This window comes from Bacillus sp. FSL R5-0397 (genome assembly GCF_038593395.1).
GTDB lineage: Bacteria > Bacillota > Bacilli > Bacillales > Bacillaceae > Bacillus > Bacillus altitudinis.
Genome location: NZ_CP151992.1, coordinates 3,652,200 through 3,678,929, shown reverse-complemented (window position 1 = coordinate 3,678,929; position 26,730 = coordinate 3,652,200). Strand labels below are relative to the sequence as shown.

General features: G+C 42.7%; 19 protein-coding genes. 5 read left to right on the top strand and 14 right to left on the bottom strand.

The window, feature by feature from the left end; all coding sequences use genetic code 11:
- Positions 1–8 precede the first annotated feature (8 nt).
- Together NSQ70_RS18805 and rplI are read left to right on the top strand one after the other, a co-directional pair.
- The gene (locus tag NSQ70_RS18805) at positions 9–1,988 is read left to right on the top strand and encodes a DHH family phosphoesterase (protein WP_017359884.1); all 1,980 of its coding nucleotides are present in this window, start codon (positions 9–11) and stop codon (positions 1,986–1,988) included.
- On the top strand, positions 1,985–2,434 hold the full coding sequence (rplI, locus tag NSQ70_RS18800; protein ID WP_007497423.1) for a 50S ribosomal protein L9: 450 nt from the start codon (positions 1,985–1,987) through the stop codon (positions 2,432–2,434). Before NSQ70_RS18805 ends, rplI begins: the two co-directional genes overlap by 4 nt.
- A gap of 41 nt (positions 2,435–2,475) precedes the next feature.
- Here rplI and NSQ70_RS18795 read toward each other — a convergent pair whose 3' ends face one another.
- From NSQ70_RS18795 to NSQ70_RS18735, 13 genes are all read right to left on the bottom strand, one after another.
- On the bottom strand, positions 2,476–3,690 hold the full coding sequence (locus NSQ70_RS18795; RefSeq protein WP_327861875.1) for an MFS transporter: 1,215 nt from the start codon (positions 3,688–3,690) through the stop codon (positions 2,476–2,478).
- Positions 3,691–3,712: 22 nt separating this feature from the next.
- On the bottom strand, positions 3,713–3,856 hold the full coding sequence (locus tag NSQ70_RS18790) for a YycC family protein (RefSeq protein ID WP_327861876.1): 144 nt from the start codon (positions 3,854–3,856) through the stop codon (positions 3,713–3,715).
- 72 nt (positions 3,857–3,928) lie between these two features.
- Entirely contained in the window at positions 3,929–4,663 is a 735-nt protein-coding gene (locus tag NSQ70_RS18785; RefSeq protein WP_327861877.1) for an alpha/beta hydrolase-fold protein, read from the bottom strand.
- An 89-nt stretch (positions 4,664–4,752) separates the two neighbouring features.
- Positions 4,753–5,718, bottom strand: a complete 966-nt coding sequence (locus NSQ70_RS18780; protein WP_035704087.1) for an iron-hydroxamate ABC transporter substrate-binding protein — start codon at positions 5,716–5,718, stop codon at positions 4,753–4,755.
- 98 nt (positions 5,719–5,816) lie between these two features.
- Positions 5,817–7,442 carry a helix-turn-helix domain-containing protein gene (locus NSQ70_RS18775; RefSeq protein WP_047946685.1) on the bottom strand — a complete coding sequence of 542 codons (1,626 nt, stop codon included), beginning with the start codon at positions 7,440–7,442 and terminating at the stop codon, positions 5,817–5,819.
- A 123-nt stretch (positions 7,443–7,565) separates the two neighbouring features.
- On the bottom strand, positions 7,566–7,793 hold the full coding sequence (locus NSQ70_RS18770) for an MbtH family protein (protein ID WP_024718451.1): 228 nt from the start codon (positions 7,791–7,793) through the stop codon (positions 7,566–7,568).
- Between the two features lie 20 nt (positions 7,794–7,813).
- Positions 7,814–14,962: a non-ribosomal peptide synthetase gene (locus NSQ70_RS18765; protein ID WP_327861878.1), complete on the bottom strand. Its 7,149-nt coding sequence runs from the start codon at positions 14,960–14,962 to the stop codon at positions 7,814–7,816.
- Positions 14,963–14,977: 15 nt separating this feature from the next.
- On the bottom strand, positions 14,978–15,886 hold the full coding sequence (locus NSQ70_RS18760) for an isochorismatase family protein (RefSeq protein WP_039169005.1): 909 nt from the start codon (positions 15,884–15,886) through the stop codon (positions 14,978–14,980).
- Positions 15,887–15,904: 18 nt separating this feature from the next.
- Positions 15,905–17,524: a (2,3-dihydroxybenzoyl)adenylate synthase gene (locus NSQ70_RS18755; RefSeq protein WP_113767269.1), complete on the bottom strand. Its 1,620-nt coding sequence runs from the start codon at positions 17,522–17,524 to the stop codon at positions 15,905–15,907.
- Between the two features lie 25 nt (positions 17,525–17,549).
- Positions 17,550–18,731 (bottom strand): isochorismate synthase DhbC, encoded by a 1,182-nt coding sequence (gene dhbC / locus NSQ70_RS18750; protein ID WP_135009468.1) that lies wholly within the window; start codon positions 18,729–18,731, stop codon positions 17,550–17,552.
- Positions 18,732–18,757: 26 nt separating this feature from the next.
- Entirely contained in the window at positions 18,758–19,543 is a 786-nt protein-coding gene (locus tag NSQ70_RS18745) for a 2,3-dihydro-2,3-dihydroxybenzoate dehydrogenase (RefSeq protein WP_047946689.1), read from the bottom strand.
- A 7-nt stretch (positions 19,544–19,550) separates the two neighbouring features.
- Positions 19,551–20,432: an alpha/beta hydrolase-fold protein gene (locus tag NSQ70_RS18740; RefSeq protein WP_047946690.1), complete on the bottom strand. Its 882-nt coding sequence runs from the start codon at positions 20,430–20,432 to the stop codon at positions 19,551–19,553.
- A gap of 736 nt (positions 20,433–21,168) precedes the next feature.
- Positions 21,169–22,026 carry a hypothetical protein gene (locus tag NSQ70_RS18735; protein ID WP_024718457.1) on the bottom strand — a complete coding sequence of 286 codons (858 nt, stop codon included), beginning with the start codon at positions 22,024–22,026 and terminating at the stop codon, positions 21,169–21,171.
- A gap of 109 nt (positions 22,027–22,135) precedes the next feature.
- Between NSQ70_RS18735 and NSQ70_RS18730 the strand changes: the two genes are divergently transcribed.
- The 3 genes from NSQ70_RS18730 to NSQ70_RS18720 all read left to right on the top strand — a co-directional run bounded on the left by NSQ70_RS18730 (position 22,136) and on the right by NSQ70_RS18720 (position 25,287).
- Positions 22,136–23,092, top strand: a complete 957-nt coding sequence (locus NSQ70_RS18730) for a DUF4885 family protein (protein WP_135009470.1) — start codon at positions 22,136–22,138, stop codon at positions 23,090–23,092.
- A gap of 285 nt (positions 23,093–23,377) precedes the next feature.
- Entirely contained in the window at positions 23,378–24,742 is a 1,365-nt protein-coding gene (dnaB, locus tag NSQ70_RS18725; RefSeq protein ID WP_003214779.1) for a replicative DNA helicase, read from the top strand.
- Positions 24,743–24,873: 131 nt separating this feature from the next.
- Positions 24,874–25,287, top strand: a complete 414-nt coding sequence (locus tag NSQ70_RS18720) for a VOC family protein (RefSeq protein ID WP_024718459.1) — start codon at positions 24,874–24,876, stop codon at positions 25,285–25,287.
- A 235-nt stretch (positions 25,288–25,522) separates the two neighbouring features.
- Here NSQ70_RS18720 and NSQ70_RS18715 read toward each other — a convergent pair whose 3' ends face one another.
- The gene (locus tag NSQ70_RS18715; protein WP_342502356.1) at positions 25,523–26,728 is read right to left on the bottom strand and encodes a cytochrome P450; all 1,206 of its coding nucleotides are present in this window, start codon (positions 26,726–26,728) and stop codon (positions 25,523–25,525) included.
- Positions 26,729–26,730: the final 2 nt, after the last annotated feature.

The window sequence follows — 26,730 nt, the reverse complement described above, 5'->3', positions numbered from 1 at the left end:
TGATATCAGTGCCAAGCTTCTATCGAAAACCTGTCATCAAGTATCCGATCTTCGCGTTAATTGTTCTTGCGGTGATCACAGTCCTCCTCAACCTTTATTTTAATTGGATCATAGGAGCGGTTGGTCTTTTAGTCCTTGCGGGTGTGCTCTACTTTTTAAAGTGGGCAGATACGCAGGTGCAAAAAGAGATTGATTCATATATTTCAACATTATCCTATCGAGTCAAAAAGGTTGGAGAAGAAGCATTAATGGAGATGCCAATTGGTATTATGCTGTTTAATGACCAGTATTATATCGAATGGACCAATCCATTTCTCGCTTCGTGCTTCCATGAAAGCACACTTGTCGGCAGATCCTTGTATGATACATTTGAATCCATTGTGCCTCTTATTAAACAAGAGGTTGAGACAGAAAATGTGACGCTGAATGACCGGAAATTCAAAGTCATTATTAAACGGTCAGAGCGCCTTTTATATTTCTTTGATGTCACGGAACAAGTGCAGATTGAAAGACAGTATGAAAATGAACGAACGGTGTTATCTTATATCTTTTTAGACAATTATGATGATGTGACGCAGGGTCTTGATGATCAGGTGCGTAGCGCGATAAATAGTGAAGTCACATCGCTGTTAAACAATTGGGCACAAGAATACGGCATTTTCTTAAAAAGAATTTCATCTGAACGATTTATGGCTGTATTAAACGAGAGCATCTTAGCAGAGCTTGAAGCATCGAAGTTTTCCATTTTAGACGAGGTTCGTGAGAAAACAGGGGCACATAGCGCCACGCTTACCCTTAGCATTGGAATCGGTGCGTCTGTTCCTTCTTTAAAAGAACTTGGCGCACTTGCGCAGTCGAGTCTTGACCTTGCCCTCGGACGAGGCGGGGATCAGGTAGCGATTAAACAGCCGAATGGGAAAGTGAAATTCTACGGTGGAAAAACCAATCCAATGGAAAAACGGACACGAGTACGCGCACGGGTCATTTCACATGCTTTAAAAGAAATTGTATCTGAAAGCGGTAATGTCATGATCATGGGGCATAAGTTCCCCGACATGGACTCTATCGGTGCCTCGATCGGGATTTTAAAGGTTGCTCAGGCGAATGGAAAAGAAGGTTACATCGTCATTGATGCCAACCAGATTGGGGATAGCGTTCAACGCTTAATTAGTGAAATTAAGAATTATGAAGAACTTTGGTCCCGTTTTATCACGCCTGAGGAAGCGATGGAGCTTGCAAAGGATGACACATTGCTTGTGGTCGTAGATACACATAAACCGTCCCTTGTAATGGAAGAACGACTGCTAAATAAGATCGAAAACGTCGTTGTCATTGACCACCATAGACGTGGTGAGGAATTTATCCGTGATCCTTTACTTGTCTATATGGAGCCGTATGCTTCATCTACAGCAGAACTTGTGACAGAGCTGTTAGAGTATCAGCCGAAGAAATTGCGGATTAACATGATTGAGGCCACAGCACTTCTTGCTGGGATTATCGTGGATACGAAGAGTTTCTCCCTCAGAACGGGGTCAAGAACGTTCGATGCAGCATCCTACCTTCGTGCAAAAGGGGCAGATCCTGTCCTTGTGCAAAAGTTTTTGAAAGAGACAGTCGATCATTACATTAAACGGGCAAAGCTCATTCAGCATACAGAGCTGTATCAAAATCAGGTAGCGATTGCTTCCTTGCCGTCTGACAGGTCTGAGTATTATGATCAAATTACGATCGCACAGACGGCTGATTCTCTCTTGTCGATGAGTGAGGTTGAAGCATCATTTGCTGTCGCAAGGCGAGATGACGATACGGTCTGTATTAGTGCAAGATCGTTAGGGGATATCAACGTTCAAATTATTATGGAAGCATTAGATGGCGGTGGTCATTTGACTAACGCTGCGACCCAGATTTATGGTATAACCATTGAAGAAGCGGTAGAGAAGTTAAAAGCTGCCATAGACGAATATTTCGAAGGAGGGGTTCAAAGATGAAAGTCATCTTTCTAAAAGACGTAAAAGGCAAAGGGAAAAAAGGCGAAGTCAAAAATGTAGCTGACGGATACGCTCACAACTTTCTCATCAAACAAGGGTTAGCTGTTGAAGCAACTCCAACGAACCTAAGTGCATTGGAAGGGCAGAAAAACAAAGAGAAAAAGAATGCCATCCAAGAGCTTGAGCAAGCGAAACAATTAAAAGAAACACTTGAGGCGCTGACAGTGGAACTCACTGCTAAATCAGGTGAAGGCGGTCGTCTATTTGGTTCGATTACAAGCAAACAGATCGCTGATAAATTGCAAAAAGAACATCAAATCAAACTCGATAAGCGTAAAATCGAGTTGAATGATGCCATTCGTGCGTTAGGATACACAAATGTACCGGTGAAGCTTCACCCAGAAGTACAAGCAACATTAAAGGTGCACGTCACAGAACAAGCATAAAACAGAAAAGAACCCGTCTCCTCGTGAGGCGGGTTCTTTTTTTATGATGGATCTGAAATATAGATGCTTCGTCCAGCACGCATACCGGATAAAAACATGAAAAATAGAACGATGATAAAGATGATAATAGATGGCGTCCATGTATGTGTCACATCAAAAAGGATACCGATCATGAATGGACCAACAGCGGCTAATAAATAACCGAGTGACTGCGCCATTCCAGAAAGGGCAGCTGCTTGTTCCATATTGGTTGTTCTTAATCCAATAAATGTGAGGGCAAGACTGATACTGGCCCCTTGTCCGACGCCGATTAATAGCACAGAGATGACAAGAATAGGCGTCGACCCTCCGAGAAGGAGACCAATCATACCGAGTAAATACACAAGGACAAGGCCGACGACAAGTGGTCTTTGTGTTTTTAATTTTTCTGCAAAAACGGGCGTTAAGAAGGTGGATGGCAGACCAGTGAACTGCATAATAGAGAGCATCCATCCCGCTGTCGCTAGGTTCATGCCATGTGATGTCAAAATATCAGGAAACCATGCGATACTGCTGTAGAAAAGGAATGATTGCAAGCCCATAAAAAAGGTCACCTGCCATGCGACACGTGAACGCCATATTGGCTGTTCTTTGAGTGAAATGCTTTTGACAGCCGCTGTGTTCTGATGAAGAAGCTGCGGCGCCCACACCATCATCGCAAGAAGGGCAAGTCCGGCCCAGACAAGGAATGATGTATTCCAGCCGCCAGGCATTGCATGACTGAGCGGAACGCTGACACCAGATGCAAGTGCAGCAAAAACGGACATCGATGTCGTATACACGCTTGTCATTAATCCAGCATGTGCAGGGAATTTATGTTTCACAAGTCCAGGTAAAAGCACATTACAAATCGCAATCCCGACGCCGACTAGCGCCGTTCCCATCATTAAAAAGGTGATGCTGCCCAATGAACGAATGACAATCCCAAAGAGCAGGACAGCAAGCCCAAGCCAAAGTGTTCGTTCATTCCCAAGACGTTTTCCGATTTTAGGTGCAATGGGAGATAGCAATGCGAATGAGAGCAGTGGTAATGTCGTAAGAAAACCCGCCAGTCCATTTGAAAGCTGTAAATCGGAACGAATTGCGTCGATCACAGGGCCAACGGACGTAATGGCAGGCCGCAGATTAAATGCAATGAGCAAAATCCCAGCAATTAGCAGGATGGTTTGTCCTGTACTGCGAGGATGTAATGTTGATTTTTCTAGTTGTTGTTCCATGAATGTAAACTCCTTTATTTCTTTAAGAACGATCTTTCTTCTGTTCAAGATCCGCTAATTTAGCTAATAAGATATGCTGCGGCATATGCATAATTTGTTCTAACGGTACATTGAGTGATGCAGCAAGCTTTTGTGCGGTATCGGCTGAGATTTGTAAAGGTCTCATGCGCAAATCCCTCCTCTTTCAATCTATACGTTCCAATATACCATATCGACTTTGTGACTTGCTGATAAAAAATTAAGGTTTTCTTTTATAAAACCACTTGATGGCCGATAAGAAATTTTTTTCAAATTGTTTGAGATGGTGGCCCTCTCCTTGTTCAATGTGAAAGTGAAGCTTTCGTTCCTGCATCCCTTTCTGTAATAAAAGATCATGGAGTTGTTTGTTGAATAAAGGCATGTGCTGTTGGACAGATATTTTGCCTTTCCCTTCTTCACTGCCTACAGACAAATAGACAAGGTGGTCCACAGACTGAATGCTTTGTTGTTTAGCAAACGGTAGAAAATCTTGATACCAAAATGACCCAGAGATAGATGCGATGTTTTTAAAAAGAGCAGGGTACATCAATAAAGTATAAATTGCAAATAGCCCACCTAATGAAGCACCTATGTGACTATGTTCATGACCGGTCTGTTTGACTGGGTATTCTCTTTTGATATATGGAAGCAAGCCATTTGTTAAAAATGACACATATGTCTGTGCCTCACCTTTAAAGTCAGGGAATCCAGAACGCAGTGATGATGCTTTCCATGGTGTATATTCGTCAAGTCGATTGAATGGGTGTATACCGACGATGATGATTGGCGAGATGGTTTTGGCTTCAATCATGCTTTCGATCTCTAGCAGGTGGGTTCTAAACAAAGAAGAGCCATCTTGTACAAAGACAGCTGGAACATCAATAGAGGTGTCCGGTGGAAGGTAAATATCAAGCTGCCGCCCGTTCAATTCGTCATATAGAAACGTTCCGTTCATGTGTATTCTCTCCTTCAAGTTTTCAAGCTCTGCTGAAAAGAAGAACAAAGGGCTAAAATGTTTAGCCCTTTGTCAAGATGCGCATCTTTTTAGTTGGTTTGATCTAGCCATTTGACAGCCTGATCAAGGAAGGTTGTTTTGCTTAGTGCTGTTCCTCCCTGAAGCATAGGATCAACGACATTTTCATTGATGTGTCCATTTTTCACAGCTTTTAGGCTGTTCCAAATTTTATTTCCCTCTAAGTCCTTCAATGCATTTGGATTCGATGAGTTTTCCTCTTGGGAGAACTGAACAAAGATATAATCAGGATTGAGTTCGCCTAGGCGTTCCAATGAAATCATTGCTTGTGCTTTGGCTTTTTTGATATCACTTGGTGCTGTAAACCCTAAGTCCCCATATAAAGTAGAGTTGAAGTATACGTCTTCAGGGTACACGTACAGGTCGCCCTGTCTAATGCGTAAAATGACAGCTGTTTTGTTGTTGCTTTTGTCTTTCAGGGTTTCTTTCGCTTGTTTGAGATCTTTCTGATAATCAGAAATGATGCTTTTCGCTTCTTCACTTTTTCCAGTCAGTTCACCGAGTAATAAAAGGTTGCTTTCCCAGTCGGAAGAGACATGTGATACTGGGATCGTCGTTTGGACTTTATCTAGTTTTTTAATTGTTGCAGGCGGGAACTTGGTTGATCCGAGTATCACGTCTGGTTTTAGTTTTAAGATTTTTTCTAGGTTCGGTTCTGTTTTTTCCCCAATGCCTTCTGTTTTTGCTGTAATGTCTTTAAATAATTCAGGGAAAGTGCCGCCTACAGTAGAAGCACCAATAGGGTCGATACCAAGTAGTTTTGCATCTTCCATCGATTCTAGGCTTCCAGCAATGACGATTCGTTTCACTGGTGTTTTCAGTTTGTACGTTTGATCTAAGTATTTGATATTTGTTTCTGCTGCTTCAGCTGACTTGCTTTTGGTTGTGTTTGAAGCCGGTTTATTTTCTGCAGCACCACAGGCTGCTGCGATGATCGTCATGATACAAAGGATAAGCAATGCGAACCATTTTTTCATTTGTTTTCTCCTTTAACTGATAATTGTTCTCAATTAAAGATTGTAGTAGTCATTCGTCCTTTTATCCATAGACAATGATCTGTCTAGTGATGGACTTTTTACGGAAAAAAAGATAAAAGGTCCTGAATGACTCGTTGATGACTGGCTGCTGTGTATTCACGCCAAGGGTCAGAAGCGAGTGGATAGACGGCTTGTTGCGTCACAGCCTTGAGATTTTGCCAAGCCTCCTGTTGCTTTAATTTTTGATAAAAAGCAAGGGTTTTTGGTTCTTTATGCAACAAGAGGAAGATTGCATCTGGGTCTAACTGCTGTATAGAGTGAATGCTGATTTTTTTTTCGATGAGCTGGCCATCATTCTGAAAAGCCGGCAGAAGGCCAATGTCATGAAAAATTACTTCTGACAAGGTGCGATTGACAGATAAGTAGAGCTGATCTTGAAAGATACGAAGAGGCAGGACGGTTCTTGGTGGATGATCAACAAGGCATGCCTTTTTCGCTTGAATGACGAGTTCTTCGTAATGAAACAGCCATTCTTCTGCTTCCCTCGTTTCGTTTAAGAACAGAGCTGTTTGTCTGAATTGAGTGCGCCAATCCAATTGTGTGAATGGAACAAAGTGCACAGGACAGATGGTTTTCAACGCTTGTTTTTCTGCCTCTGTCACATGATCATTGGCAATGATCAGCTCAGGTTGTGCTTCCATCAATTGCTGTATATTGGCTTCAGCGTGCTCGTTGATACGATGTGCACTCAAATGGATCGGAATTTCTTCTGCATAATGCTCAAAGTCATGTGCTGTCCATTTAGGGTGAAGAGGGGCAGCATATGGGATGATATGAATAGGTGTGAGCTGCCCGAGTATGGAATGGCCATAGGCAGCCATTTTCCGTTGACGGCTTTTCATATAAGCAGAAGGAGTGATACCCGTTTTTTTCTTAAAGATGCGGCTAAAGTAATAGGGGTCTTGATAGCCAATATCCTGTGCAATGTCTTTGAGCTTTGCATGACCTTTCGCCATTAACTGTTTGGCTCTAGCCAGTCTTTTCTTGGTGATATAATCAGTGACACTCACATCAAAATGCTTTTTAAATAGCTCGCTGTAATGATTGGCGCTGATACCAGCCATATGAGATAGACTTGTAAGGCTGAGAGGTTCTTCGGAATGTTGATCGATATATTGTTTTGTTTTGAAAAGGGCATGTGTTGTGTCACAAATGTCTTCTTTATGCAGTGTGAAAAGCTGCAGGATGAGCTGTTGAAAAAGGGTTTGGCTTCTAAAAAAGCTAATGGATTCAGGTTTTTGCCATTCTGTTGTCATGTCGGATAGTAAAGAATGAATTTGTTCAATCGAGCTAATATCGATAAATTGCCATACATTCAGTAAAGATCGGGCATGTTCAGTTGATACTTCTTCTATGTTTTGACCTTGTAGCGTGTACATCTGAAATCGAAACAGATAGAGCTCGTGTTTTTGATAAGGCTCTGTTTTCAACATAAATGTTTCCCCAGGCATCATCGTATAGAGTGTCAGATTTTTCAATCGCCATCTTTGATCATTCAATGTAAGTAAACCGCTGCCGCTTATGCTAAAGAGGAGGCAGAAAGTATCTGACAATTGCTGCTCCGTATGTGGAAGATCTGCATTATTTATTTTTTCAGTATATGTTAATCGATAAATGCATTGTTCAGCATTTACCTTTGTACATAATTGATGATTGTTTCCCATAAAACCACCTGATCTCTTATTAATTGATAAACATTCTCAATTGAATTGTATCAGAAAGAGCTGGAAAATGGTGTGTTTATTCTGTTAAAAAAAGCACCCTGATGGAGATCAGGGTGCGATGATTTATTCCGTTTTTCCATGTGCTAACGCAGGTTCTTTTGTTAAGCTTAATGGCCGTAAGTCCTGCCAGTGTGTCTGGATATAATCAATGCAGGCATTTCTAGTGTCTTCACCAAAGACCTTTTCCCATCCATCTGGTATTGGTGCAAATGATGGCCAAAGTGAATGTTGTCCTTGTTCATTGACAAGCACAAGAAATACACCGTCTTCACGATCAAAGGGATTTGTCATTTGTCATCTCTCCTTTATTCTTAGTGCTTTTGTTTGACCCGGTGCAGAGCGTTGTCTAAGATGACACCAATTTCTGCTAGGGGTTTAGGCTGGCACATGTCTTTGTGCCGGCAATGAATGTCGTGCTGTTCAATGGTTCCGTTGATATAAGGTGCCCATGCTTCGGGATCAATCGGTGTAAACCAGTCTGGGATAATGGTAGATCTAAAGAATAATATGTCCCCTTGATAAGTTTTTGGCTGATATTCCCCGAGCAATCGCACTGAGTTGACATAGGTTTCTTTTAGATTTCTAATGGCATCCTCACTTAAGCTTGCTAGTGCACTGCCGTCTTTCTTCAAGATGTCGACAGCACTCTTCATCGTGAGCGGTTCACCTGTTAAGGTATCTGGATCATAACCGCCGAGTGCAAGAAGAGCGATTAGTGCTTCTTCTTCATCAGGTGCTTCTTTAATCGGTAAGAAATGGTTCGGATAGGCATCCAGCATCGCAACGAGAGCGATTTCTTCACCTTGCTGCTGGAGTTGAGTAGCCATTGCTTGTACAACGTTTCCGCCAAGTGACCAGCCAAGTAGATGATAAGGGCCTTTTGGCTGAATCGTTTGGATGTGCTTAATATAATCGGCAGCCATATCATCGAGTGTATGCGGATAGTCATCTTTTCTTGCGATTCCTCGTGCCTGTAATCCATAAATAGGGATGTCTTTCTCTAATGTATTCAAGAGACCTGCATAGCACCAGCTAAGACCACCTGCTGGGTGAACACAGAAGAGAGGATGTCTTTCTCCATTTGTTCGTAGCGGCAGTAAGATTTCTAGTGCGTTTTCATCGCTTCCTGTTTCTAGTTTCTCTGCCAAGCTGGCAACGTTCGGTGCTTCAAACAACGTTCCGATGCTCAGTTTCACACCAAGTGCATCACGAATGCGGCTGATTAAACGAACCGCAAGTAAGGAATGCCCGCCAATGTCAAAAAAGCGATCGTCAATGCTGATTTTTGGCAAATCAAGCACCTCTTCAAAAAGATGACACAGGACTTCCTCTTTCGGGTTTCTTGGGCCGCGGCCATCCGTTTGCTGTATATGCAATTGAGGTGCCGGCAGTGATTTTTGATCAAGCTTCCCGTTTGCTGTAAGTGGCATCGTATCAATCTGTACATAAGCCGCAGGCACCATGTAATCAGGAAGACTGGCTGCCGCAAAATGGCGAAGAGTCTCTGTATCGAAATGGTCTTCTTCAGTTGTGACGATGTATGCAACTAAGCGTTTGTCGCCAGGCTGATCCTCTCGCAAAATGACGGCAACTTGTGCAACTGCGTCGTGGCGTGATAGAACGGCTTCGATTTCTCCAAGTTCAATCCTAAACCCGCGTATTTTAATTTGATGATCAGCTCTACCAATGTAATCAAGTGCCCCTTCTTCTGTCCAGCGAGCGAGGTCGCCTGTACGATACATCCTTGTGCCAGGTGCTCCATAAGGATCAGCAGGGAATCGATCTGAGGTCAGGTCAGGCCTGCCTAGATAACCTCTTGCCAAACCAGCTCCAGCTACATACATTTCACCTGTTGTCCCAGGTGGAACAGGTTGTAGGTATTCATCTAGTACGTACACGTGTAAATCAGGAATTGGTTCGCCTATTAAACTGCTGGATTTCTTTGCGATCATGTCTCGATTGAGTACATTGTACGTGACGTGAACGGTGGTTTCTGTAATGCCATACATGTTAATTAATTTTGGCTTGCAGTCTGAGTGACGGCTGTACCAATCTTCTAATCTGCTAAGCTCTAATGCTTCACCGCCAAAGATGACATAGCGGAGTGATAATGCTTGACCAAGTGTTTGTTGTTCCTTGTCTATCTGCATGAGCTGATAGAAGGCGGAAGGTGTTTGATTAAGCACAGTCACACCTTCATCGACTAGAAGCTGCATCATCTCTTCTGGAGAACGAGAGATGGTATGAGGAACAATGACAAGTCGCCCGCCATATAAAAGGGGTCCCCATATTTCCCAAACTGAAAAGTCAAAGGCATATGAATGGAACATTGTCCAAACATCCTCTTCATCGAAATGGAACCAATGTTCAGTAGATGTCAGAAGACGGATGACATTTTGGTGTGGAATGACCACTCCTTTTGGTTTCCCTGTAGAGCCGGACGTATAAATAATATAGGCCGGATGCAGAGAAGATAGCGGCTCAATTCTGTCTATATCAGCCGGATTGTGATTTGGCGTAGTCAGCAATTGATCAATTGTTTCTTTTTCGTCTAACAAAATCAAATCGCAGTCAGCAGGGAGATGCAATGCAGCTGCTTTTGTTGTGATGCTGCAAACTGGTTTGGCATCTTGTATCATGTATGCCAGCCTGTCTGCTGGATAGTCAGGATCAAGAGGAACATAGGCTGCGCCTGCTTTATGAACAGCTAATAAACTGACGAGCATATCAATTGATCTAGGCAGGGCAAGTGCAACGAACTGTTCTGGTCCAACGCCTCTTTGTATTAATAAATGAGCAAGACGATTGGCTTTGTTGTTTAACTCACCATAGGTCAGCTGCCTATTGCCATCCGTTACAGCCACTCGATCAGGGTATTGCTGCGCCGTTTTTTCAAATAAGGCCGGGAGACTATGTGCTTGGTCTGACTGAGCGAATGTCTGTTTGTCAGGGAGAAATGTTTGTCGTTCTTGATCTGATAAAATGTTCACTTGACCAATCGGCAGATGTGGGCGCTCAGCTATCTCTGTTAAAAAGCGCTTCATTCTGTCAGCGATTGCTCGAACGGTACTTTGTTTAAATACATCTGTGCTGAATTCAAACAATCCTGTTAATCCTGCTGCTGATCCAGTTTCAGTTCTTTGTTCTGTCAATTCGATGGTCAGATCAAATTTAGCTGATCCCACTGGTTTTACGTAGAGATCCGAATCAAGTTGTGTCAGCTTCATTTCTGCCTTCGGTGTATTTTGGAAGGCAAGCATGACTTGGAACAATGGATTCCGTGATCTGGAGCGGGTTGGATTTAGGATTTCCACTAGCCGTTCAAATGGCAGATCCTGATGCTCATAGGCTGCTAAGTCAACGTTTCGCACTCGCTTCAATAGCCCACTGAAGGTTGGATTACCAGCTGTATTTGTACGTAATACTAGTGTGTTCACAAACAATCCGACAATATCGTCAAGTGCATCGTCATTCCGTCCAGCAATTGGACTGCCGATTGGGATATCTGTCCCCGCCCCAAGGCGTGTCAGTAATGCTGCAAGTGATGCTTGAAGCACCATGAACAAACTCACTTGATGCTGTTTCGCAAGCTCAAGAAGGTTTTGATGTAAAGCCGGTTCGATCGTAAAGTCTATCGTCGCACCGTTGAAGCTTCCTTCCTGTGGACGTGGGAAGTCATAGGGAAGCTCAAGTTCTTCTGGCAGGTCATGTAAGGCACCTTTCCAATAGCTGAGCTGCTTGGCAAATAGACTATCCGTCTCTTTTTCACTGCCCAACAGTTTCTGCTGCCAAATAGCATAGTCAGCATATTGAACAGGTTCCGCTGGCAATGAGGTGGATTTCCCTTGAATACGAGCTTCATAAGCAGCAGCTAAGTCTCGTGTCAACGGTGCAAGTGACCAGCCATCACCAGCGATATGATGCAGCAATAGAAGCAGCACATATCGATTGCCATCAAGCATGAATAATTCAGCTCGCAGTGCAGGTTCTTCTTCAAGCTGAAAGCTATAGCGAATGGATTCATTTAATTGATTCTCAATTTGTTGATCGCTTGAAGCTGTGACATGGAGCTCAGGCTGAACACTTTTTGGGTGTAAAATAACCTGTCTTGGCATGCCGTTCTTATTTGGAAAAATGGTTCTAAGGGTTTCATGTTTTTCAGTGATATCTGCCAAAGCACCAGTTAGAGCTTGTTGATCTAGTGTACCTGTCAGCTGAATGACAAGTGGAATATTGTAAGTTGGACTTGGCCCTTCAAGGCAATGAAGGAACCAGAGCCGTTTCTGAGCAAAGGATAACGGAATCTCATCTGGCTTGTTTTCTACCTGAAGTGGCGGCCGAATGTCCTTCGCTTTGTCTAAGTGCTGTGCAAGCTCAGCGACTCGAGGTGATTCAAAAATGGTGCTCATGCTTAGGTCTGCACCGAATGTATCTCGTATACGTCGAAGCAGACGAGCGGCAAGTAAAGAATGTCCACCTAAGTCAAAGAAACTATCATCTATGCCAATTTGAGATACGCCAAGGGTTTCTGCAAATAAACTACATAACATGTCTTCTTGGGGTGTTCTAGGTGTACGCTCAGAACTAACTAAAGACATATTTGGCACCGGCAATGCTTTGCGATCGATTTTGCCGTTTGGTGTAAGTGGCAGTTCCGGCAAAAAGACAACAGCAGAAGGCACCATGTAGTCTGGAAGTAATGCAGCCACAAATTGCCTGAGCTCTGAAGGGTGAAGAGCTGAGTCGTCTGTCAGCACAACATACGCACAAAGCAACTGTTGTCCAGGTTGATCTTCACGAACGATCACAGATGTATGCTTTATAGCTTGATGCTGCATAATCACGGTTTCAATTTCACCCAATTCAATACGGAAGCCGCGGATTTTAATTTGATGATCGGCACGGCTTATATAATCAATCGAACCATCTTCACGCCATCTGGCTAAATCTCCAGTACGATACATTCTCGTGCCTTTTGTGCCGAACGGATCAGCGACAAATCGTTCTGCCGTTAAGTCGTATCGTCCAAGATATCCTCTTGATACTCCTTCACCTGCAATATAAAGTTCACCGATTGATCCTGCTGGGACTGGGTTTAGTCCTTCATCTAAAATGTAAATGCTCGTATTCCAAATGGGTTTACCAATTGCCGGCCCGCTATTCTCTTGATGTGCTGTGACATTTTCCATCGTAGACCAGATCGTCGTTTCTGTAGGTCCGTACAAATTGGTAATGTCGCATTGAAGAGATTGCAGTGTGTGCAAAAGGGAGGCAGGAAGTGCTTCTCCTCCAACAAGAACACGCATACCTGTGATCACGTCAGGGTATTCATCTGCCAATGCATGCCACAACGTTGGTGTTGCCTGCATGATTGTGACATGATGAGAACGAATCATGTTTGAAAGCTTTGCTGGTTCTTGTATCGTTTCTTTTTTTGCCAATAAAATAGCAGCCCCATGTAAAAGTGGGAGGAACATTTCTAGCCCGGAAATATCAAAGGCTATGGTCGTTACCGCTAAAAGCTGGTCTCCTTGATCTAATAAAAATGCATCTTGCATGGACAATATAAAGTTGACTACATTTCGCTTTGTTACAACAACACCCTTTGGTTTGCCTGTCGATCCTGACGTGTAGAGGATATAGGCGGGGTGATGTGGAGAGCCCTCGCTCCAGGTAGGATTGAGATGCGGACTGCCTGCTATCTCCTGATGAACAGTTGCATCATCCAGTTGAACGATGTGAGGATAGTCCAAACCACCTGCTGTCTCATTGATTGTGAGCAAGCACGCCGGTTTGGCATCCTCTAGCATATAGGCGACACGATCGTTAGGATAATCAGGGTCTAGTGGCAGATATGCGGCTCCCGTTTTGACGACGGCTAATAGACTTACGACCATATCGATGGATCGAGGCAGAGCGATTGCGACGAATTGTTCTGGTCCAATGCCACGATTTTTCAAATAATGAGCTAATTGATTTGCCCGCTGATTCAACTCTTCATAGGTCAAAATGATTCCTTCAAACTGTAATGCTTTTGCTTGCGGCGTTTTGCTCACTTGTTTTTCAAATAGTTCCCGTAATGATTCTTTTGGTAATTCTCGTTTTGTATCATTCCAGTGCTTGAGAATGTTCTCTTTTTCTTCAGACAAAAGAAGGTTGAATTGACTGATTGTCTGATCTTGCTCTAGTCCGGTTATTTCCTCGAGCAATTGAAGAAAACGATGTTGATGAGCGTCAACGGCTGTCTCTTTGTAAACAGCAGGGTTTGCATCAAAGTCGATTTGAAATCCGTTTCCATCTGCACGGTCGTATATGTTGATCGATAAATCATCTACCGGTCCTGCTGAGAGATTGTGTGCTCGACCAATGCTCTGATCGAACTTGAGATCATAATCAAATGGCATGATATTGATCTGTGGACCGAATAATCGTTGATTTCTTCCGATGAGCTTAAAGTCTCTCCGCATGTCTTCATGACGATATCGTTGATGAGGACGAATGGCTTTCAGTTCATCAGATACTTGACGAACAAGTGCTGAGAGCGTCATTTCTGGTTTGCATGTTAAACGAAGCGGTACCAGGTTCATGACCATTCCAGGTGTTTGCAAGGCGCACGATCCAAGGCGCATCATCACAGGTAATCCTAAAACAATATCATGTGCACCCGTCATACGATGCATATAGAGTGCGGATGCGGCAAGAATCATTTCATGCCACGTACTACCGAAGGCTTGGGCGTTTTTTTTCATTTTGCTTACCTTTTCGGCATCGTATCTAGCCGTTTTCCGGATAAAATGATCCGACGTTCTTGGGGCAAGCTCAGCAAGGCTGACAATTTCCGGTTGATCAGCAAAACGATTTTTCCAAAATGCTCGATCATCTTCAAATCGATTGGACTGTTGATAAGTGACCTCTTCTTGGACTACATCATGTAAAGCTTCAAATGTTTGAGGAGGCACAGGTGTCCCTTGCGATAGGGCTGAATAGACCTCAGCAACACGACGTGCAATGAGCGAAAAGGCGAATCCATCAATGGCAATATGATGAATGCGCTGATACCAAATGAATCGATCGTCAGCAAGTTGAAAAAGCACTTCACGGAATAATACATCTTTCTCTAAAGAGACTGGTGTGGAAAGATCGGCTTTCATCCATGCTTTAGCCGCATCAAACGGCTGTTTTTCATTTTGTAAATTGACATATTGAAATGGGATTTCTTTCTTAGATGTCATCCATTGCTTTGGACCGTCAGTATCCTCAACGAATTGCATATACAAGGAATCTGCTTCTAAGACAGTCTTTCGAATGGCTGCTTCAAAGTGTATGGGATCAATAGGACCTTTAATCTCTATATACTCAGCTGTATTGAAAATAGGGTTAGATGGATCAAGCTGCTGCGCATACCAAATGCCTGATTGGGCACCGGTTAGTGGGAATGAATCGACGGACTGGATCGACAAGGGCCTAAACCTCCTTTACAAGTAATCGATATTTGGGATAGATGGCTGTTTTTCTGGGAAAAGAAGAGTCCGCCAAGACATGAGCGTTGGATTTGCTGCAAGCTCAACGAAATTGACTGTTGCTCCTTGCTGTCTCCACTTTTCCGCTAGGCTCATCATTCTAATTGAATCAAGGCCAAGGTAGACGAGATTCTCGTCAAGCGGTATTTCATTTGGATTGATTTGAAGATACTCAGCTACTTGGTGAACGATGGCATCAAAGGATAGGTCATCACTGTTTGCTTCTTGTCCTGTTAAACGACTGATGATTTGGTTTGTCGTTGTGGTGACTGCACAGCGTTCAGCTGCATAGGTCATTGCCATTTTGTGATGCTTAAGTGAAAAGTCAGCGACGGCATCGGCGACAAAAAAGGTTTCAATATCGAACATGAATGCTTCTGCGGCTGTCAGCATACATCCAATATGTGCATATACGCCAGTAATGATCAGTTGATCACGTCCGCCTTCGTGAAGAAGATCTAAAAAGTTGGATTTTTTGAATGCGCTATAACGCCATTTTGTCAGCATTGTATCTGATTCAGATGGAGCAAGCTGATCAATGATTTTTGTCAATGCTTCATCATCACCAAGACCAGGTCCCCAAAAATCTGTTAATAAGGCACGATCCTTCGGGTCTTGATCACCAGGTTGAGCTGTATAGACGACTGGAATGCCGAGTTCTTTGCATGTATCACGTAATTGTTCAATATGCTGCACTAACTCTGTAATCGGTGAAGTATCTTGTTGAAATGCATTTAAAAAATATTGCTGCATGTCATGTATCAGCAAGACAGCACGTTTCGGATCAGGGATCCAGTTCACTTTATTTTCGGGTAAATCATGTATGCTTGGCATTGGATACGCAGGAATAGTAGGGATTGCCATGGTTTTCACTCCTCTTTTTTATACGTTGGCAGTATGGATTGCAGCTAATTCTCTTAATGCTTTTTTACTGATTTTTCCTACACCTGTTTGTGGGAACGCATCAATCCATTCAATGCGGTCAGGAATTTTATAGGCAGCGAGCCCACGTTCTCTTAGAAATAACTTTAAGACATGCGGTGCTGGTTTGTTGTTTCCTTTCGCAATAACAAAGGCACATGAGCGTTCGCCAAGAAATGGATCTGGCATGGACACCATGGCGGCATCATGAATGTCAGGATGCGCAAGTAAATGGTTTTCAACTTCTTCAGCAGCAACCTTTTCGCCACCACGATTGATTTGATCCTTGTCTCTGCCTTCTACAACAACATTTCCTTCTTTGGTTAATCGCACGATGTCACCTGTTCTGTAGAAGCCATCTGGTGTAAATGCTTTTTTGTTTTGTTCATCGGCTTTATAGTAGCCGCGAATCGTATAAGGTCCTCTTGTTAAAAGGTGTCCAGCCACTTCATTCGGGACGGGCTTGTCCTCATCGTCTACCACTAGTACCTCATCATATTCAGACATCGGGCGTCCTTGTGTATGGATAATGACATGTTCAGGATCATCCAATCTGGTATAGTTGACCAGACCTTCTGCCATGCCAAAAACTTGCTGTAACTTACACCCAAGGGCAGGCATCACTCGTTTTGCTGCCTCAGCACTTAATTTAGCACCACCGACTTGTAAGACCTCAAGACTCGATAAGTCATCTGATCGATGAGGAGCGGCTTCGAGCCAAATCAATGCAATTGGTGGAACGACAGCGGTAATAGTCGCCCGTTCTTTTTCAATGAGTGGAAAGACGACATCAGGGCTTGATCCAGGTGCAAGAACGACTCTTCCACCAGCGTATAATGTCCCAAGAACACCAGGCGAGCTTAATGGATAGTTGTGTGCAACTGGAAGTGTAGCTAGATACACACTATGTTGTGTGAGCTCGCACACCTCATTGCTTTTCCAAAGACTATAAATATAGTCATCATGTGTACGAGGTATGAGCTTAGAAAGGCCTGTGCTTCCTCCAGATAACTGAAGAAACGCAATGTCGCTTGCCTCTACATGTATTTGTGGATCGAGCGCTGGGTCCTTGCGCAAATCATCCAAGTCTAGGAATTCCTCAGCTTCTCCTGCAACAATGACATGAGGTAATGAGGGAAGTTTTTCTTTCACTTGACGTGCGAGTGATCGATAATCAAAGCCGCTATCGACATCTGGTATGACATATGCGTCTGCTTCGGCAAATTCAATAAAATAAGTGATTTCACTGCTTCTATGAGATGGCAGTGAGAAGACGGGTAAAGCACCGATACGAAATAAAGCGAAAACGACTTCAAAAAAAGCAGGAATGTTAGGAAGCTGTACGACAACTCGACTTCCCTTTTGGATTCCAAGCTGATGAAAACCGGCGGCAAGACTGCTGACGCGCTCATCAAGTTCTTGATAGCTCATGTGTGTATCAGCGTATGTAATCGCTGTTTTATTCCCTAACGATACGGCGCGTTCACGAAGCATCCCGCTAAAGGTTTCTCCACGCCAACAGCCGTTTTCACGGTAGCGTTTTGCAAATTCTTCTGGCCATGTAGGTGGTTGAACAAACATGTCTTTTGTCATCTCCTATGTATTTTTATAGCTGATGGATGCCCATCGCATGAAGCATCGTGTTGAATTTTGCAGATGTTTCGGCTAGCTCTTCTTCTGCCTTTGATCCTTTGACCACTCCTGCACCAGCAAAGAGGCGAAGGGAGTGACCTTCAGCTTCTGCACAGCGAATGGTGACAATCCAATCTCCATCACCATTTGCATCTGCCCAACCGACCATTCCTGTGAAAAATCCTCGATCGAAGGGTTCAATCGCTTGAATGGCTTCACGTGCATCTGCTGTAGGTGTTCCGCATACTGCGGGTGTTGGATGGAGGCTAAGCGCTAAATCAATGGAGGACACATTGGAATCTGTTAATTCACCTTTGACCACAGTAGATAAATGCCACATCGTTTCTGTCTGTATGACGGATGGTGATGCGGGTACATCTAACGTATGACAGTAAGGAGCAAGCGCTTTAGTGACAGCATCGACAACCACTGCATGCTCATGTAAATCCTTTGCAGAAGTAAGAAGTTCATCGTGACGACGCTGGTCTTCTACGGGGTCTGAACTGCGTGGCCGAGAACCAGCGAGTGGATTGGAAATCACAGATGAACCAGTTTTTGAAAGAAGCAGCTCAGGGCTTGCCCCAAGAAGTGTGCGCTTTTGGGAAGATTTCGGATCAGCTACGTTTGCAGCAAACGTATAACCAGTTGTATTATGACGAGCCAGTCGTTCGAGTATTGTTTTCGTATGAATGTCTTGATTTGATTTGAGATGGAGAGATCGAGAAATGACGATTTTGCTAAGCTCTCCTTTTTCAATTTTAGCTAACCCTTCGTTCACACCATTCATGTAGACTTCAGGAGAAGGGACAGGTGTCACCTCATAGGATTGTGATGTCACTTCTGAATCCTCATCACCTTGATGAAATTCGAGTGGATCACTAAACTGTACATGGACTGGCACATTTAAACGAACGGGTTGCGCCGGATCAAACGGAACAGCACCAGCAACAATCGGTGCTTGAATACCAGCTTGTTTGGCAGTCTCAAAAACATGGGCTACCTTTGTGGATAGTTCATCGAGTTGATTGGTTTTAATATGCTGGAATATCCCCTCTGCAAGTAACGCTCGTTTAGGAGAAGCAAGGAAAAATGCGCCTGGCTGATAGTCTTGGATCAGCTGTACTTTTTCTTCTGTCGACAATAATGAATGTTTCATGAAAAGGCCTCCTTTTTGATAAAATGTTAAATTCCGAGTGTTGCACCACCATCAATTGTGAGATTCTGCATCGTAATATGACTGGATTGCTCAGATGCAAAGAAGATGACTGCATCAGCAATCTGTTGAGGGTCAGCGATTTTTTGTAAAGGAATACCGGTTTTATACGTCTCTAACGAACCTTTAATCACCTGATCTGCTCCTTGCTCATCAGACCATAAAGCCCATTGCATAGGTGTTGCGGTAGAGCCGGGCGAGACGACGTTGCATCTAATGCCATAGGTAGCCAGCTCTAATCCAAGCGTTTTTGTAAAAGAAGTAGCTGCTGCTTTTGAAGCAGCATAGGCAGCCATATTCATTCTAGGAATGGCACCTGCGTTAGAACTGACAGTCACAATGACCCCTTCTGATCTTTTCATCATGTATTTGGAGACAGCTTGGGATATGTAAAAGAGACCATGTGTATTGACTGCGAAGGTTTGGTGCCAATCATCTGTACTAATCTGATCAATCGAACTAATCCGAAGAATGCCTGCTACATTGACCAGTAAATAAATGGGGCCAAGCTGCTTTTCAATTTGATCGACAATGTGCTGAACAGATGCTTGATCGGTAATGTCACCTGGATAGGCAAAGGCACGTATGCCTTTATCATTCAACTTCTGCACGTTGCTTTGCAGCTGATCTTCATTTGTGTCAACTGCTGCAATGATCGCACCTTCATCTGCTAGTCTTTTGGCGACTGCTTGTCCGATACCTTGCCCTGCGCCTGTAATAAGGGCAATTTTATGAGACAGACCACTCTGTTTCATGCGTTCACTACCTTTCTTTCAAGTCTGTAGTTGTTAAAGGGTCTTGATGATAAAATGCAAAACGAAAAGCGTCATTCATCAGCACCGGTAAAACAGACGTATGTCCTTCTTCAGGAAATTCGTGATAGGTCGTATGCAAGCCATACGAGGATAAAGGCAGCATACGATTGGCTAGAGACTTTGCATGAGCATTCATTTGACATGGATGATGTTTTTCTAACTCACCTACACCTACAAGTAGCCTTACATCCATAGGCACTTGACGGATGCGGTTGGTAAATTGGTGTTCTTTTTCTAGAAATAATTCTTTGTTCCAGTGGATAGAAGGACTGCCCGCAATATATGTCTGATAAGCGTCAGGGTGCTCAAATAGTGTGTGTAATACAAAAAGCCCGCCAAGAGAATGGCCAAATAGTGTTTGACGACTCTGATTAATCGGAAAGCGCTGCTCAATGTATGGCTTAACCGTCTTTTCTAAAAAAGAAAAGAAAGCAGAGGCGCCGCCATATGTATGGATGGAGAAGTCCTTTCTTTTACCCCCAATGGAAACGTCAGGGCCGGTAAGAGTGAGATCATAATGCCTAAGCGGATGATAGGGCGCTTCTGTCTGATAGCCAATTCCAACAATAATAGCAGGTACGACACCTGTTTTTTCAGGTCTTCTTGACTGTAAACGTATAGCTTCGACCATTGTGCCAAAAAGTGAATTCCCATCAAGCACGTACATGACTGGAAAACCAGTTTCGGGAGGAGTGGTATTCGGTTTAAATATAAAAAGTCTGTATGGGTGTGTTGTGATATCTAGTTGCTCCGTCCCAGGTATAAAAAAAGGACGGCTTTCTCCAAAAAGTGAATCATCAGTACCCATTCCTTCAGTGCGTTTGGCCATATGTGAAAAATCCCCTTTCTCAAATTGACCTCATATGATGATAAAAGCAGGCTTGCGGATAGTGGATGAGTGTATTAATAAAAATTTAAATGAAAATGATTCTCAATTATCACGCAAGCAAATCAAATGATAATGTTTATCAATTAGGAAGTCAAATGTTCATAAAGTGGTATATTCGATAATTTGATCTAAATATTCAGAAAATAAAGGACTAACTAACTACCAAATGATTGGAAATAGAGAGTGCCGGATTGTGACATTAAAACAGAGTAGAAATGCCAAAAAACCTTGGCAATCTCAAATTATTTACCATTTTCTTCTGTTTGAATCATGATTAAATATAGGCTTTTCTTCTTGAAAAAATTTTGAGTAAAATAAGTCTATAGACCTTCTTGTATTTTTAGAAAAAAAGAGGTGGATTTTGGGGAAAGTTAGTGTTCTTAATTCACAACTTATTCAATATCATGCTTAAATTCATAGACAATTTTCTATGGAAGACAAGATCGCAGGGGATGTAGGCAGAATGAAACCCCCATTAGGAAAACTGAGGCTAAATCTGCTTGAAAATCAGCTCAAGCTGAAAAATACGTTTACAGTGGAGGAATATCATGAAGTGAAGCAATCATGACAAGCACTGTAGAGTGGCGAAATAACATATAACATCAAAAATGAGGCAATAAAAAAAGTAAGGGATGCTCCCTTACTTTTTGATCATATCGGTGTAAACACCATTCAATTAAAATCCATCTGTGACATCATATTCGTAACGGATATCGGCTTTGACATTGCTCATAGTAGATCTCGCTGTAGCTTTTGCGTTGTACTTAAAGCTCCATTTTTGAGCGACTCTTAATTGATCATCCAGAGATATACGATAAGAACCACTTGTTGCAGAGGAGAAAAGTGATTGATACCAAATGTTACTATCACTAGCCATCAGTTTGTGTGTGACATTCCCTTGGTTGGGTGTTTGAGTGCTAGTTGTCGTAATCGATTTGACAATTGCACTTTTAGGAATAGAAGAATTGTTCGTTAAATCCATTGTAATGACAGAAGAATCAACCCCTAAAAAATTTAAAGAAGAATTCCCCAAGTTTGTAGCAGTCCCCGTAAAATTGAATGTCCCATTTCCAGATTTAATACGATCTTGAATGGAAACAGTAAAATACATGTTTCCGCTATATGTACCACGGGTTACTTTCACAAAATAAGTTTCTGAAGTTGAAGTCACGTCACCAGTATTTGCAAAAATAAAGGGTGTGACTGAATCAGGATTAATTACTTCTGTTTTCGCATCAGAATATTTTGAATTATAAACCTCGATTTTCATCCCAGTATATTGCTTATTATACGAACTTCTGACATAAACTCTTTCACCTTTATTGATCGTAAACTGATAATATGCTTCATTTTCACCTTCAGGTAAGATTGTCGTGTCTGAACGACTATTTTTCCAATATCCCATTGAACTTGCAGTGTTAGGACTGTTATTCCCCGTAATTGCTGCTTCTGCTGAAGTAGGTGCAAAAAAACTAGTAACAAGCGCCAATAATAATGCTGGTAATAATAAACGTTTAAAGATAGTATTTGTCATATATTAACCCTCCTTGTAATAATTACTATATCGACATTAAACTAACAAATTTTAACTGAATTGCCGATATATTTAATAATCACTATTTTCTTAAAAAAGGAGAATCAAAATGAATATTAATACGTCATATACAGCCAGTTCTTCGAACAATCTGAATCAAATAGATTCTAAAGGCCAATCAGCTATTAAAAGTACAAATGAAGTGATGACCGAATCTGATAGACGGATGAAAATATTAGATGAAAAATATGAAAAAATAAATGAACAAAATAAACGATTCAAAGATCCTCATGGTCATATATTTGATAAGTATCGAAATCCATACTCTCCTTATTTCAGAAGTGACCTAACCAAACCAGAAAGAGATGCTGCTTACTCTATGGAAATTGGTTGGGCTAACCATGGGAGAGGAGGGTATTATAATTTTAATGATGCCGCCTTCCGTAATGAAAAACGGTACGATCCTACCCAAGAAAGTGTAGAAAAGAAACTATTAAATCGTCAGAAGGTGAACGAACAACTGCAAGCTTTGTTTTCTACCAATGGTTTGAACATTCCTAAAAACGCCAATTTAACTTTTACCATTGATCCGAATCATTTTAAATTAGTGGTGAGTGGATCAACTGACGAGTCGCTGGTCAAACAAATAGAAGACATATTGAATACAAGCAACAATACAAGAGAACTATTTTTTCATATTATGAAAAGTAGAAATGATGATTCGACTCAATTCACGCCGGATTCACTTGCAAAGTTTCACCTCGTCAATCAAATCAAAACGGTAACAGGCTACAATTTAAAAGATTTAAGTATTGTAAACGGTCAATTTGTAACGGATACCGGAGCGAATATTTTCGATATCTACAAAGAAGAACTTCTGAAAAACCCATACACAGCTGAAAATGCCCGCATTGCTGCATCACATTATGGTGCACAACTCTTTGATCTAGCGAAGAACGGCTATGATTCTATTCCCGATTTGGTGTTATCTATTGGGTATGAAAACGGGTCTTTATATGATATTGGACAAAAGGTGAATTACGGAGTTAAGAAAACGATAGATTAAAAAACGCACCTGATATTTTCAATATTTGATCATGTGCGTGTACATGCCATGTTGGAGTATCGATCACATGTGTGAACAACAACAGCTACAAATCCCATTAGCGATACAAAGGACTCTATAACAATTTATGTTACAGAGTCTTTTCTATTTGAAGTGTGTTGTTTCGCTGTTCAACGAAACATCGACATGGTAATTTTGACTATAGTTGATGTTTTTCACTTTTTTATTGATGAAAATGTTAAAATGATGAGTAGCGTATTTTTTTATGAAAGGACGGTGCTTGGCATGACGGAACTTCTCGATGACCGGCTGCCGCCGCAAAATATAGAAGCCGAGCAGGCCGTATTAGGTGCTGTTTTTTTAGAACCATCTGCGCTAACGCTCGCTTCTGAAGTATTAATTCCAGAGGATTTCTATAGAATGTCGCATCAAAAGATTTACAATGCGATGCTTGTACTTGGTGATAGAGGGGAACCGGTTGACCTTGTCACGGTGACATCAGAACTTGCCAATACAGACTTACTAGAAGAGGTAGGCGGGATTTCGTATTTAACAGATATTGCGAACTCTGTCCCAACTGCCGCAAACATTGAATATTATGCGAAAATCGTGGAAGAAAAATCCATTTTAAGACGTCTGATCCGTACAGCGACAACCATTGCACAGGATGGATATACGCGTGAGGATGAAGTAGAAGATCTATTGAGTGATGCTGAAAAAACCATTATGGAAGTGGCTCAGCGTAAAAACTCAGGAGCTTTCCAAAACATTAAAGACGTTCTTGTTCAGACATATGATAATATTGAACAGCTTCATAATCGAAAAGGTGATATCACTGGGATTCCAACGGGTTTCTCAGAGCTTGACCGGATGACAGCTGGCTTCCAGCGAAATGACCTGATTATTGTAGCGGCTCGTCCGTCCGTAGGGAAAACAGCCTTCGCGTTAAATATTGCACAAAACGTTGCGACCAAGACAGATGAAAGTGTCGCCATCTTTAGTTTAGAGATGGGCGCTGAGCAGCTGGTCATGCGTATGCTTTGTGCCGAGGGAAATATCAATGCACAAAACCTAAGAACCGGTAACCTCACAGAAGAGGACTGGGGTAAGCTTACAATGGCGATGGGTTCGCTATCAAACAGTGGGATTTTTATTGATGATACACCTGGCATTAGAGTCAGTGAAATTCGCTCGAAATGCCGCCGTTTGAAGCAAGAAAACGGGCTTGGCATGATCCTGATTGATTACTTACAGCTCATCCAAGGGAGTGGACGATCAAGCGATAACCGTCAGCAAGAGGTATCTGAAATTTCTAGGGCTTTAAAGTCACTAGCAAGAGAACTTGAAGTGCCGGTCATTGCCTTATCACAGCTTTCTCGTGGGGTAGAGCAGCGTCAGGACAAACGTCCGATGATGTCTGATATTCGTGAATCAGGAAGTATTGAGCAGGATGCCGATATTGTGGCGTTCCTTTATCGTGATGATTACTATGACAAAGAATCAGAGAATAAGAACATTATTGAAATTATTATTGCGAAACAGCGTAACGGTCCAGTTGGAACGGTATCACTGGCGTTCGTGAAAGAATATAACAAATTCGTCAACTTAGAAAGAAGATTTGACGATGCGGGTGTTCCGCCCGGTGCTTAAAGCCCAGCTCAAGAAGCTGGGCTTTTTTTGATCCATCTACATCGAAAGAATGACTGAAAAACAGTCGAAATGAGGAGGAGTGGGAGAAAAAGAGAGCGTATACTAAAGGGAGAGAAAAGGAGTGATGACTGATGAAGTTTCAACAATTTGAAGCCGCTCAATTACGCATCGCACGTCCGACCGTCAACATGAAAGAGGTTGTTTCTTTTTATGAAGAAGGTTTAGGGCTGAAACGAATAGGCTCATTTGATCAGCATGAAGGGTATGATGGGGTCATGCTTGGGCTTCCTCACCAGCATGTTCATCTGGAAATCACCAAACATGAAGAAGACGAAAGCTTGCCTGTTCCCCACCCAGAGCAGCTGCTTGTATTCTATATTCCGGATGAAGAAGAATTTCAGCAGATGAAAAAGAGACTGATCGCATCTGGCGGACGGCATGTCACCTCTACAAACCCGTACTGGGATCGAGGAGGCGTGACGATTGAAGATCCAGATGGATATCGAGTGGTGCTCATGAATACAGAAGGAATTACACCTGATTAAGAAAGACTCCCATCTCGTGGGAGTCCCAGCCTGTAGACAAACCCTCGCATTTGGTGTCAGTCCTGCGTGCTGGTGCTCACGAATGATAAATTCGCTCCGCGCCAGTACTCGTCCTTCTTCCTAGACTGCAAAGGTTTTCTATCACGCTGAAAAAGAAGACAAAGGGCTAAAATAAAGTTCATTTTAGCCCTTTGTCAACAATCTGAGACTCCCATCTTGTGAGAGTCTCAGATTGTTAGCAACGAGGCGTGACACGGAGCTTCAGTGATTTTAGTCCATACATACCGCTGCTTGTCATTGGGACGTAAGAGAGAAGCTCTAGTGATTCATATCGTGACTGTATGGCTTTGATGGCAGTGCATGCTTCCAGGCGAGCAAGTGGTGCGCCTAGGCAGAAATGAATGCCGTGGCCGAAGCCAATATGAGGATTAGGGTGCCGGTGTATATCGTACTCATGTGCGTTTGGAAATTGATGCTCATCCCGGTTCGCAGAAGCAAGAAAGACAATCACACTGTCTCCCTTTTTCAAGACTTTCCCTCCAAGTTCGGTGTCTTCTGTGACATACCGGACGATGGTAGGCGCAGGGGCACGAAAGCGGACAGCCTCCTCCACAGCACGAGGAATGAGGTCAGGTGATTGAGCGAGCGCTTCATACGACCCCGGATTTTCTAACAAACTAAAGATCATATTGGAGATCAGGTTGGTGGTCGTTTCGTTGCCTGCTAACAGGAGCAGATTGCAGAAAGGAATTAATTCGTCTGCGGACAGCTTGTCTCCATCTTCCTCCGCTTGAATTAAAAGCGAAATCAAATCATCACTAAGGTTCTGCCGCTTCTTTTCAATGATGTCAGCAAAAAACGCCATCATGTCCGCTTCGCCTTGATCCCGTGTTTTCTGCCATTCAACGACATCTCTTTCTTCTTCACTTTTAGGCATGCTGACGAGAATATCGGACCATTCTTTAAAGGATTGTTTATGTTCTGTTGGCACACCTAAAAGCTCTGCAATGACAATCACAGGAAGCGGATAGGAGATGTCTTGAACAAGATCAATCTCGTCCTTACCTTCTATTTGTGCAATGAGATCATCCATTAACTCTTGAATGCGTGGTTCCCACAATTTCATCACCCGGGGTGTAAAGGCTTTGCTTACAATGGAGCGGATTCGTGTATGTTTTGGCGGGTCCATCATGACCATTGTTTTCATCAGTGAATGTTTCCGGTGGTCTTGAGGAGGTTGACTAGAAAAGGTATCTTTATCGATGGTGACGCGCTTTGCTTCTTCATAGGTGAAGACACTCCATGTTTGGCTGTGTTCATCAAAATGAACAGGAGATTCTTGACGCATTTTGGCGTACCAATCAAATGGGTGATACGGGTCCTGCTTATTTTTCCCCCTTAATAACGCTTTCTGAACGGCACTAGGTGTTGTTGTTTCCATGA